1 pseudogene is annotated in these 12,838 nt (G+C 45.9%); it reads right to left on the reverse strand.

Annotation, left to right across the window (positions count from 1 at the left end):
* Nucleotides 1-21: 21 nt before the first annotated feature.
* Nucleotides 22-12,823: pseudogene (locus tag AU387_RS11845) on the reverse strand (SDR family NAD(P)-dependent oxidoreductase).
* Between the last annotated feature and the right edge of the window lie 15 nt (nucleotides 12,824-12,838).

Below are 12,838 nucleotides of genomic sequence, written 5' to 3' on the forward strand. Positions count from 1 at the left end.
ATTTCTTTATGGTTCATACGATTAACTCCCTTCTATGATGTTTTGCACACTCTTAAAATCCAATTTCCCTTGCGCCACCTCTTGCATCAAACCGATGATTTGCTCGTCAGTGTACAGGCTGTTGGTTTGATTTTGCGGCAGAGCCTCCGCGCTTCGGTTTTTTCCTTCAGCTTTTAAAGCCACATAAGCAGAAAGCGCTTGGATTGTCTGGAATTCAAGAAGCTCCCGGCCGGTCAGCTTGATCTGAATGGTCTTTTCTAAATGACGCATCAGCTTTCGGCCAAGAATTGAATCCATCCCGTATTCTCGAACGTTTCTTTTGAAATTGATTTGATGCCGTGACAGGCTCAGCTCTCGTTCCAGAAATTGTACGATGATGTCTTGAATGTGTTTCTCTTCATTGGACTCGTCAGTCTCACTTTGGGCGACTTGTGACGATGGTCTACTATTCTTATCTGATGAGATCCAATAGCGTTCCTTTGCAAATGGATAGCCAGGTAACGGAACGATACGGACATTATTGTCTTCATGGAGCAGTTCCCAAGAAATATGATTTCCTTTCGTCCACCAATCTGCTATCTTTTTAAAATCTTTTTCTATGACGACCGTTTTCAGAGATGTTTCATCTCTTTCTTCTGAAATCTCTTCCACATTCCCTGTATAAAAGGATGTAAATTGGCCGAATGATTCACCATTCTTCACCGCTTCTGCAAATTCCTTCAATTTTCGCACCAGTTGTTCCTGATTATTCACTACGATCGCCAGTCTTGCTTCCATTGCTTTTCTTCCAACCTGGAGTGTATACGCAACATCAGGTAATGAAAGGCTGTCATTCTGCTCTGCATACTCAAGCATTTGCAGAACAGCATCGTGAAGCCGATCCTCATTTTGAGCAGAAAGCACGATAACTTGCGGACATTCGGTTGGTTCTTGATGCGCGGATGCCTGCTCATCCGGAATGTATTCTTCAATTACTGCATGCGCATTCGTACCGCTGATGCCCGTTGTGCTGATTGTCCCCATCCTCGGATTATGATTTTTTCTGATCCATGGCTGGTTCTCTTTGTGAAGCACAAAAGGGCTTTCTGCAAGCTGAATATAGGGATTGCTCGATTCACATTCATGGGTAGCCGGAATGGTTTGATTTTTCATAGCCATCAGCATACTGATCAAAGCAACCACACCGGAAGCTGCAAATGTGTGTCCGATTAATGATTTAATTGAGCCGATGGTGCAGAATTGCTTCTGTTTCGTATATTTGCTGAACGCACCCGTCAATGCCTGTACTTCAAGCGGATCTCCCAGATTTGATCCAGTGCTGTGCGCCATCACATATTGAATATCCAGCGGATTGATCTGATATTTTTCATAAATGCTTTCTATTAATTCCGCCTGGCTAAAAGGATTGGGAGCTGTCATTCCATTGGTTTTGCCGTCATAATTCACGCCGCTTGCTTTTATACATCCATAAATGTGATCTTGATCTTCAATTGCCTTTGATAATGGTTTCAGCAGAACAGCTGCTACCGCTTCACCAGGCACAAGCCCATTGGCATCCTGATCAAACACTTTGCATTGTCCATCTGGAGAAAGCATTTCCGCCTTTGTCAGCGCCTCATAAGACATTTGAGAAATATTCAGACTGACGCCGCCGGCTAAAGCCATTTCACAGTCTCCCTGACGCAAGGCTGCGCAAGCCTGATGAATGGCTACAAGTCCTGAGGAACATGCTGCCGTCAACGCCATATTAGGTCCTTTTAAATCTAATGCGTATGCAATTCGCGCAGCCAATGTGGCGTTTTGAGTGCCGGTAATGTAATCCGTATCACCGGTTAAGTGGGCATATTCTCCTTCTTCCACACCCACATAAACGCCGCAGGACTTTCCTTTAATCCGATTTCCCATATATCCTGCGTCCTCAAATGTATGCCATGCTTCTTCCAGAAACAATCGCTGGCGCGGGTCCATACTTTCGGCTTCTTTAGGCGATATGTGAAAAAACAGCGGATCAAATCGGTCTATGTCTTTCAAAAATGCGCCCCATCTCGGCACTTCTGCTTTCTCTGGATGTCCTTTGACTTCACGCCAGTCCCAGCGGTCTTTCGGAATTTCTGAAATGCATTTTTTTCCGTTTTTCAGATTGTCCCACAATTCATGAACCGAATCAGCTTGAGGAAACCTGCCGCTCATTCCGATAATGGCGATAGGCTCTGTGTAAAGCTGCCGGCCGCTTCTATGGCTGTTTTCCGATTGAAGCGCTGCAGAAACCGGCACTTCAGCTTCAGCCTGATTCTGAGTATCAGATGCATCACCCCGGTAAAATTCCTCGATCAGGCCTTTATGATCCGTTAAAAAGAAGCGGATTAATTCTTTTAAAGTCGAATAGCCAAAAAATAAAGCAGGCGTTATCTCGACTTTGTAATAGTCAGTTAACACGTTCGAGAATTTAGCCAAGTAGATGGAATCAAATCCAAAGTCGGCCCAGTTCTTATTCAAGTCTAGCTTGTCTTTTGAGATCTTAAGCAAGGTGTGAATATGCGTTTTCAAGTCCATTTCCAAACGTTTTTCAACGCTTAGGTTCTTCATCCCGCCCGATGTTTCTTGTGCAGGCGGGGCTATCATGTCCGGTTCTGGAACGGCACTTTCAGTCATTCCTAAAAAGCGGCGGACCCGGCTTGGCTGACCGGCGATGATAAGATGCTGCGCATCCTGCTGAGACAAAATGTGTTCAAACATACGTATGCCTTCTTCCGCTTCTAAGAAGCGCTGACCGCTTGACTTCAGGTACATCTCGGTAGTTTCGGCATTCCCGATCGTCATCCCGCCGTCCTTCCATACAGGCCAGTTGATAACAAACGTATGGCCGCGATGAAGCTCGTTTCTGTAATGTGCATAGGCCATTTGGAACCGATTCCCTACCGCATAATCACAAAAACCAAAGTCTCCTAAAATAGCAGAAGACGAAGAGAAGTAACAGATAAAATCCAGGGTTTCTTTTTTAAACCACTCGTCAAGTGCGATCGTTCCATTGATTTTCGGTTCAATAATACGCTTGAAGCTATCCATCTCTTTTTCAAAAATAGAGGACCCGCTCTCGATACCGGCGGCATGAATGACACCATTGATGGTGCCGTACCGGTCTTTTCCGCGTTTCACGCAGTCTCCCATTGCGATCGGATCACACACATCCGCCTCTGCATACATGGCTTCGCCGCCTAAATCCTTCAATACTTTTAGCTGCTTTTGTTTTTCTTTATTGATAGGCGTTCGTCCTGTCAGAATGATGTTCGCAGCATAGTTTTTAGCCAAATGCTTGGCGAATAAATAACCGAGCCCTCCTAAACCGCCTGTAATCAGGTAAGTTCCCCCGGACTTCAATTTGCTGTTGCCTGGCTGTAACGTTGTCTGTTCAATCTGACATACATAACGTTTCTCATTCTGATACAAGACGGTTTGTTCAGTTGAAGCCTGTAATTCCGTCCAGATCTTGCTTGTCCAATCGTCCATTGATTCTTTTGGAATTTGATCAGCATCCTGAAAGATTCCTGTCACTTTCGTATTCGGAAGGACTAGCCCGAGTGAACGTTCAAATCCTATCCATGATTCCAGATAACTTCGGTCAAGACCACTTTCAAAACATCCAGCCAATAACACACGGGCAGGTTGAAGCTTCGCGGCCGCCATAGCCTGCAATAAATAGACTGCACAGGAATAATCCTGACTACAGCTTGAATCCTCCGTCGCCCATAAATAGAGGATTGCATCCGGTTCTCCATGTTCTTCCTGAATCCTACGAAAGGCTTTCTCAAAAGTGCCGGGGTCCTTCCGTACAATTTGATAAGAGTATGGAGACTGTTTGCCGTACGTTTCGCCTTGAGAAACAAATATGACCTTGGTCTCTGAATCAAAGCTTTTCACAGCTGAAGCGAATGCTTGTTGCTTGTCTCTGTCAGTCAGAAAACAGACGAGAGTTGTGAAGCTTTTCGATGTGAGAGACACCTGCTGTTCTTTCCATACTTCTTTAAAGGTCATCACCTCGAAGTCCTCTTGCTCTTGGTGTTCTATATTGTTTTCAAAGGACGATGTTCTCTTTTCAACACCTGATGCCCAGTAATGTTCCTTCGCAAATGGATATGTCGGCAGGCTGATTCGGATCGGCTTATGAGCTCCGTACAGCTTTGTCCAGTCAAAAGACAAGCCCTTCACCCAAAGATCCAGTAATTTCGTAAATTTCCCTTTGCTCATCCAGGCGTCTATCATCTTCTCCGTATCTTCATCAGCTGATAAGAGCGCTAATGCTTGTTTATTATCGTCGATACGATCCAGATATAGATCCTCTGCTTTCATTTCGATAAAATCTTGCAGCTTGCTCTCTAGATCTTCTATTGATTCGGCAATAAAGCCAAGCCTTTCCTCCATTGCTTCACGGCCTGTTTGCAGCGTAAAGGCAATCCGGACCAGATCTGATTCACTGTACCTTTTTTCGCGAACGGCATTGAGCAGCTGCTCCGCTCTTTCTTGAAGCCGTTCACTGTTTTTCGCTGACAGCACGATCAGAGCAGGAGGAGGAGCTTGAGGTGTTTGTGCCTCGGTTTTTGGAATATATTCTTCTAAAATCAGATGGGCATTTGACCCTCCGGCACCAAAACTGCTTAATCCGGCGCGTCTCGGCACTTCCCGACCGTCAATGATCGGCCGCTTCCATTCACCAAGCTTTTGCTGAACGATAAACGGAGTTTGACTGAATTCAATATTTGGATTCAAACGCTCAGCATGCAATGATGGTGCGATTTGACCGTATCTAAACTGAAACAGTATTTTTGTCAAACCGGCGATGCCGGCTGCACTTTCACAATGACCAATATTGGATTTGCTGGAGCCGATCGCGCAGAACTGTCTTTCTTGTGTATCTTCCTCAAACGCTTTTGTTAATCCAGCAATCTCAATCGGATCTCCTAATGCAGTGCCTGTTCCGTGTGCCTCCAGATAACTGATCGTTCTGGCTGGGATATTGGCATGCTGAATGGCTTCTTTAATCAGCTTGGCTTGGGCATTCGGATTTGGAACCGTATATCCGTTGGTTTTGCCTCCGCTGTTAATGGAGCTGGCCTTTATCACCCCATATATATGGTCACCGTCTTCTATTGCTTTTTGCAAAGGTTTTAAAATGACGGCACCCACTCCTTCTCCATCAACAAACCCATCTGCGTCATCACCGAATGATTTACATTTGTCAGTTTCAGAGAGCATGTTCATGACAGATAAGTTCTGATAGTGAACAGGGTCGACAACTAAATTGACGCCGCCGGCAATGGCGCACTCACTTGATCCGCTGTAAATGCTTTCTAACGCCAAATGGATCGCTGTCAGAGAAGACGAACATGCTGTGTCAACAGCAAGGCTCGGGCCTTGGAAATTCAGCAAATAGGATACCCTGTTGGCAATGGACCAATAACCGTAGCCAGTAGGATAATTTTTGTTCATTACTCCGGCAAAGACGCCGACTTTTCTGCTTGAGCAGAGCGAGTCTGGTGTGTATCCCGCATCTTCAATACTCGCATAGGCGGTTTGCAGAAATAATCGCTCCTGAGGGTCCATTCTTTCTGCTTCTAGCGGAGAAATTTGAAAGAATAAAGGATCAAAAGTATCCATACCTTTGATAAATCCGCCCCATTTTGTATAAATCGAGCCTTCTTTTCCTTTTTCTTTATCGTAATATGCTTTCCAATCCCAGCGGTCTTTCGGGATTTCCTCTATACAATTTCTTCCTTCTTTTAGATTGTTCCAAAATTCTTCTGCTGTCTCCGCCTGAGGATAACGCCCGGATATGCCGATAATGGCAACATCACGGCTGACCGGTGCTTGTGCCAGTGATGGTGCTTCTATCTCGCGGCTGCGGCCAAGCTTACGATAGCGCCGGGTTGTGTCAGGCACCTGCCCAGCCTCCTGTGAAGATTTGTTATTGATTGCTACCGGCTTGTCATTTTGCACTTGATGGTCAAGGCCTGTCAGTCTCATAAGTGCTTCTTTTTTCGTTTTGATTAAGTGCTCCACTAACGCGTCTATTGTCTGATACTCAAAAAATAAAGTGCTGCTCACATGGTCCAGTTCCTTACGCAATGTATTCGTGAGCTGAACAACGACAATGGAATCGATGCCGTACTTCTCAAGCTGTTCAGATGAATCAATTTTACTTGCAGGGATTTTCAATGTTTGTCCGATTCGTTTTTTCATATACTCGGTGCTTTTTTCTATCAAGACGGCATCATTTGATGATCCGCCTATCTCTGAAGCTACGTTTTGGACAGATGCCGGCTCCTTCCTCACTGGTGAAAAATTCTTTTCTGCAGGAGGCGCCATGTCCATAGCCATACGGCGCACCACTCCGTTGCTTGAGGCTGCTATGATCTGGTGACTGAGGTCATGTGCTGCTTCTGCCGGGAAGAACACGGATTCAAAGCCTTCGCTTTCTAAGGCCTCTTTCCATTTGTTTGGATATAGACCAGGACAGCCGGGAATTCGCAACGCAGGATCTTCATACAGCCACCAGCCTTCCAACAGTCCGAAGGTGATGTGCGGAAACAAGCTGTTTCCCGCCATTTCATTTAGTAACAGCAATCCGTTGTGCTTCATCACAGCTTTTGCATGCCGCAGCGTTTGGCGAATATTTTTTGTCGCGTGAAGGACATTAGCGGCAATTACAACGTCATAGCCGCCTGCCTCGATTTCCTGCTGATCGATCGGTTTTTCTACGTCAAATAGCTGATATGTCAGGTAAGAATTTTCCGCCCCATACTCTTTTTCTGCATGCAGCAAAAACGCCTTTGAAAGATCTGTATAACAATATTCTCCTATATGATTTTGATAGGTTTTCAGTTTTTGAAAGATTCCGGCACTCGTGCCGCCAGTGCCTGCGCCTATCTCCATAATGCGAATGGAGGTTTTAGGGTCCTGTTTCAGCCGTTCATCTACGTAAGCTGTTAACGTATCAGCGAGCACTGTATTGAAGTAGTCTGCAACTTGGTTATGCTTATAAATACCTTCCACCAATTCCATTGACGAATGAGGGAACATGATATCCGTCGCAGGCACCTTCCCTGTCAGGATATCCGGTAATGCTTTCAGCATGGCCTCAGCTAATACAACCATCGCTTTTGTGTTGCTGTCTTGGAGCCATTCTGATTTCTTTGCATCCCATTCATTCCAAAGCATGTCTATATCCTCTGCCTTGTCCTTCCTCACCAAAGAATCTCCATCTTTTTTAAGGTAGTCTTGCTGCAGAAGGAATTCGCTGCTTTGCCGGAGCCACTTTTCATAAAACTCACGAGTATTGTTGTTTCGTTGAAGACGTTCAACCGATAATGTATGACCATCAAACAGCCCGGCCGTCTGCAGCTGCGCTAATAGAAGTCTGTAAAGGAGAGCGTCCAGCTCCTCGTGTGTTACTCTTTTTATTTTCCGAGTTTCCGGCAGGCGTCTCTTCAGGCTTTCGGCGTCTATCGAAGGCTGCTGCGGGTAAAGGGTGATGAATTCCTTCTGATTCACTCCTTCGACTGCAACAGGTTTAGTCGTATGAATGAAAGCCGTTTGGCTGACAGGCCCTGAAAGCAGGGCTTCTAACGCTTTCATCCCTTCCTCAGGTTCAATTAAGCCTAAGCCAATTTGATTCATGAGCTGCACATAATTTTCATCTTCGGCCGCTTCACTGTTCCCCCAATATCCCCAATTCATGACGTTAACGGGACAACTCCAGCTTTGGGACAGCCGGTAAGCAAATGCATCTGCGAACGCACAGCCAGAGGCATAATGGCTTTGCTTCACATTTTTGATATGGGACACAAGCGAAGAGAAAAATAGAACAAAATCCAAATCCTCCTGCTGAAATACTTGGGCCATATGAACACTTACATCCACCTTTGCCGCCAATCCAGTTCTGAATTCTTCGAGCGTCATATTTTCCAGGCTTTGTTCAAATAAAACCATTGCAGAATGAACGATCCCATGAATATGAGGATGGCGTTTTTTCACTTGTTCATAAGCCTGCTGCAATGAATGCATATCCGCAGCATCGGCTGCAATATAGTAAGGCGCAGGTCCAAGTGCCGAGAGACGGTTTAATTTTGCCTGGATGGCATCATTGATTTGACTGCGTCCAATCCAAACGATCTGCGCCTGATAGCGGCGGATCATATACTCACTCCACGCCTCTCCGATGTACCCAGATCCTCCAATAACCACATACACTCCGCCGGTTCGATATAACGTATCATTTGACGGGGATTGCTGATAGGGAATCAATTGCTGCTGATGCCATTGGTGATTCCGATAGACCCACGCGTGCCCAAGACGGTCTGCAGGGAGTGTAAACATCTGTTTGATCGGCCAAGTGCAGCCTTCTTCAAGGTCAATCAGCCGGATCTTCCAATGCGGATATTCCTTAGCCATTGTGCCAATGAGTCCATGAATGCTAGCATGAGCAGGATTGACAGCTTCATGCTGAGTAATCGGCTGCGCTTGGATGGTGATAATTGACCATTCCAGCTTTTCCCCGCCATAGCCTAATTGAAGAAGTGCTTTCACAAGCTTAAATACGTGAAGAACGTTTTCTTCCTGTTCTTCAATAAACATTTGCTCCGAGTGTAGCGGGGCAATCCACAGTACATGGTCAATGCTGCCGCACGCTTGCAGCTTGTTTGCTATCGTTTCCATGTGATCTGCCGGCTGGATATCCAAAACCACAGCCTGAGGATAGTATTGTTTCATTAACTTCTGTTCGTGCTCAGTACCCCCTAATAAAACGGCTTGTCCACCGGCAGCCGAGACACCGCTCTCCGCATTTGGAGACACTGGTTCCCAGACAGGAACCATCATTGTATGTCCTATCGATGAAGACCCCGCTGCTATTGCTTCCGGAGATTGAGGTTCTCCTTCCAGCGCTCTAATGGAAGCCCCCTTCATTTGCACACAGACATTCCCATCTTCATCGCATAGATCAATATCATACTTTCTGATTTTGTCCTCTGCCTTACTGTCTGAACTGAATCTAATATAAGACCAGATTTCAGAAGGGCAAGAGGCAAGAATGTTAAGTTCCTGCATTGCAAACGGCAGAGACAGCTTATGGACTTGAGCATCCGTATTGACTGAGCTAACGATAAAACCAATCGATGCATGGAAAGCGGAATCCATCAAACTCGGATGGAGCATGAATTGCTTCTTACCGTCTTCCAAAAAAGCGGGTAAGGAGATTTTTGCAAGCAATTGTTCGTGTCCGATAAGCACTTTTTTAATCCCTTGATAGCCCTCTCCATAGTCAAGCCCTATCTTCCGAAACGCCGCATAGCATTGCTCTGATGTCACTGTGTCCAGACTGCATTCCGCCTGCAGCGCTTTAATATCTAAAACAGGAATGTCCGGTTCAGCCCCTAGGATTGCAGTCCCTTGGCTGTGTATCATCTGGTTTTCATCTTTGCTGTAAATCTCATAGCTGATCTCTCCGCTCTCCTCAGGATAAAGGCCAATATGTATCTCTTTTGGTTCACTTTCAATCGCGATAGGACGAATCCAGACGATGTCTCTGAGCGACACAATTCTTTGTCCCTCTCCCAGATCACCCGCTGCTTTTTCCGCTGCTTCCCTTGCCATTTCTAAATAGGCAACACCCGGCAGGATTTTCTGTCCCTGCACAACATGATCTGATAGAAAAAATTCCTTGCCTGTGAAGCTAGAGCTAAAGCGCTGCTCAGAAAAGTCTGACGTATTCCTATGCAGCAGCGGATGTAATGCAGAATTCGTTGTTCTGCCGCTGATTTTCGTCTCAGGTGCCGGTATCCAGTAGCGTTCTTTTGCAAACGGGTAGGTTGGAACACTTACTTTAAGCGGCTTGCGAGCGCCGTATAGTTCATCCCAGTTGACCTGTTTTCCTTGAACCCAAGATTCCGCGATGTTCTCCAAATCCCCCGCTTTTGCCCCGGTAAACCCTTGGCCCTCTTTGGCCTGTCCGGTCCAGCAGCGATCGGCTTCTTCACCTTTTACAAATGCTTGAAGTTGATGAATTAGATCCTTTATGTCTTTCACGATGAAGGCTGCCCGCTCCTCCATTTCCACCCGTCCTGCCTGCAGTGTATAAGCAAGCTCAAAAAGATTAATGTCCTCGTGAAGAAACTCAATGAGTTTGCCGGCGTATGCTTGCAGCCTGTCTATATTTCTCGCCGACAAGGGAATAATTGCCTCTTCATATTTCACCGAAACAGAGGCTGAGGCGTCCTCTTTCGGGATGTATTCTTCCAAAATGATATGCGCATTGGACCCTGACGCTCCAAACGAACTTACACCGGCACGGCGGGGATACTTAATCTCCATTCCGTTTTCCGTCAATGCCGGCTGCTCCCATTTCTTTGCTTCGCGCTGAACAAAAAACGGTGATTGATCCAGCTCCAAATAAGGATTCAGCTCTTCTGAGTGTAGGGATGGGACCAGCGTTTTATAATACAGCTGCAGAACGGTCTTCGTTAACCCGCTGATGCCGGCTGCAGATTCTGCATGGCCAATATTTGATTTCACAGAACCGATCGAACAAAATTGCTGATCCTGCGTATTTCGGCTGAAAGCCTTCACCAATCCTTGAATTTCAATTGGGTCTCCTAAAGAGGTGCCGGTGCCATGCGCTTCCACATAGCCGACCGTACGCGGATCGATTCCTGTTTTTTCTAAGCAGGTTTCTATAACATCGGCTTGCGCTATAGGGCTCGGAACCGTAATACCGCTGACTTTGCCTACATGATTAATGGCACTTCCTTTGATGACGGCATAGATCCGGTCACCATCCTGTTCAGCTTTTCGCAGAGGCTTTAATAATACCGTTCCAACCCCTTCTCCAGAAACGTATCCGTCACCGCCTTCGCCGAATGTATGACAATAGCCGTCACTCGAGTGCATCCCCACACTGCCATAGCTGATATATTTAGCCGGGTGCAGAGATAAATTGACACCCCCTGCTATCGCAGCCTCACATTCCCCATTCCGGATGCTTTCTATTGCCAAGTGAATGGCAGTCAAAGAAGATGAGCAGACCGTGTCCACTGCCATGCTTGGTCCATGGAAATTACAGTAGTAAGACACTCTATTGGCGATTTGCGCATAGTTCAGGGACAAAGGAAAGGGATTTTGTTCGGATAAAGCTTCAGCACCTATAAGAGAATAGTCCTTATGCATGACACCGGCAAAGACGCCGACATGCCGTCTTTTATTGGTGCCTCGCTGTGCAGCAATTGTCTCAGGCGTATAGCCTGCATCTTCAATGGCTTCCCAGCATGTCTCTAAAAACAAGCGTTCTTGAGGGTCCATGGTTTCTGCTTCTCTGGGAGAAATTCTGAAGAATTGCGGATCAAAGCAATCGGCATCCTCAATGAACCCGCCCCATTTTGAAAAAGGCTTTCCTGAAGGTGTTGTCAGTTCATCGAATTCCTTCCATTCCCACCGTGATTTCGGAATTTCACTGATGCAGTCTGTTCCAGCCTTAAGATTTCCCCAAAATTCTTGTATGTTTTTCGCCTTAGGATAACGGCCTGCCATCCCAATGATCGCAATGTCCTCCGCTTTTTTTGGCGGGGAAGAAAGAGCATCTAAAGACTCCGGCAGTGATGCAGGAGGCTGGCGGACAGCATCGTCCGCCTCTCCAAACAAATAGTTTTCAGCCAAATGCGCTGATAATTCTGCAATCGTTGTATATTCAAACAGCAAAGTGGGAGAGAGATCTTCTCCAACATGAGATCCTATCGCCTGAACAATTTCAAGCAAGGATGGCGAATCTAACCCAAGCTCATAGTACCCGGCGTGAATATCCATTTGTTCTGCCGGTTTTTCAAGCTGTTCAGCCAGCAACTGACGCAGTAACCTTTCAAACGCATTGTATTTCCGGCCAGCGTCATGAGAGACAGAAGTTTCTTTTACCACACTCTCTTCCTGGAGCTGATCGATTTCTTTTTCAGGCTGAAAGGCCTTCGCATCCCGGACAGACTTGCTTGCGAAGTTTTTGAGTTCGGCTACTTTTTGTCCAGAAGAATTAAAATATTCAATGGTCATATAAGTAAGCTCGTTTTTCTGGCGCACGGAGGAAGCTTGAATGCGCGCCGCACATTCTTTTTGTAATGGCTCCGAAGCTGTAAAGGATTCGAAAAACAAAGGCAGATACACAGTCTGTTCGTTTTTATTTACACTTGAGAGCAAGCCGCTTGACCCTAAACCGCTGCCGTCGATGAGCGTCGGATGAAACATAAAAGCCTCAGAATGAAGCAATGCTTCTTGTCCGACAGATACATCAATCAAAGCGGCCTCTTTTGTTTCATATACCTGTCCTTCTGCTATCATCATGCCTGTATGCACTAATTCTTGACGGCGGCATTGATCATAGATGTCGTCCAAATTCAGAATTCGGCCGGCCGCTTTTTTCCATTGATGAAGGTCAATCTTTTCCGTGAAAGCAGCTGGTGCTTTATGATGCATCTCGGCCGAAGCATATCGTCTATGACCTGATAACGACTCTCCATGCTGTTTTTGCCCTTCAATTAAGATGGACCATGTCCCTTTTTTTGCTTTCAGACACTTGGATTGTCAGGGCAATGTCATACGATGCTTCCGCGATCAGAGGATAAAAAATGGTCAGATTTTTCAGTTCTAGCTCTTGATAAGCGTAACCATGTTCTTGGAATACTTGATAAATCAGATCTATATAAGCAAGGCCGGGTAATAACGCTTGTCCATATACCTTGTGATTGCACATGATAGGATTATTTAATGAGATGCGCAGTTGTTCAGTTATCATGTTCCCACTCCTCTC

It is taken from the genome of Bacillus halotolerans, from assembly GCF_001517105.1.
GTDB lineage: Bacteria > Bacillota > Bacilli > Bacillales > Bacillaceae > Bacillus > Bacillus halotolerans.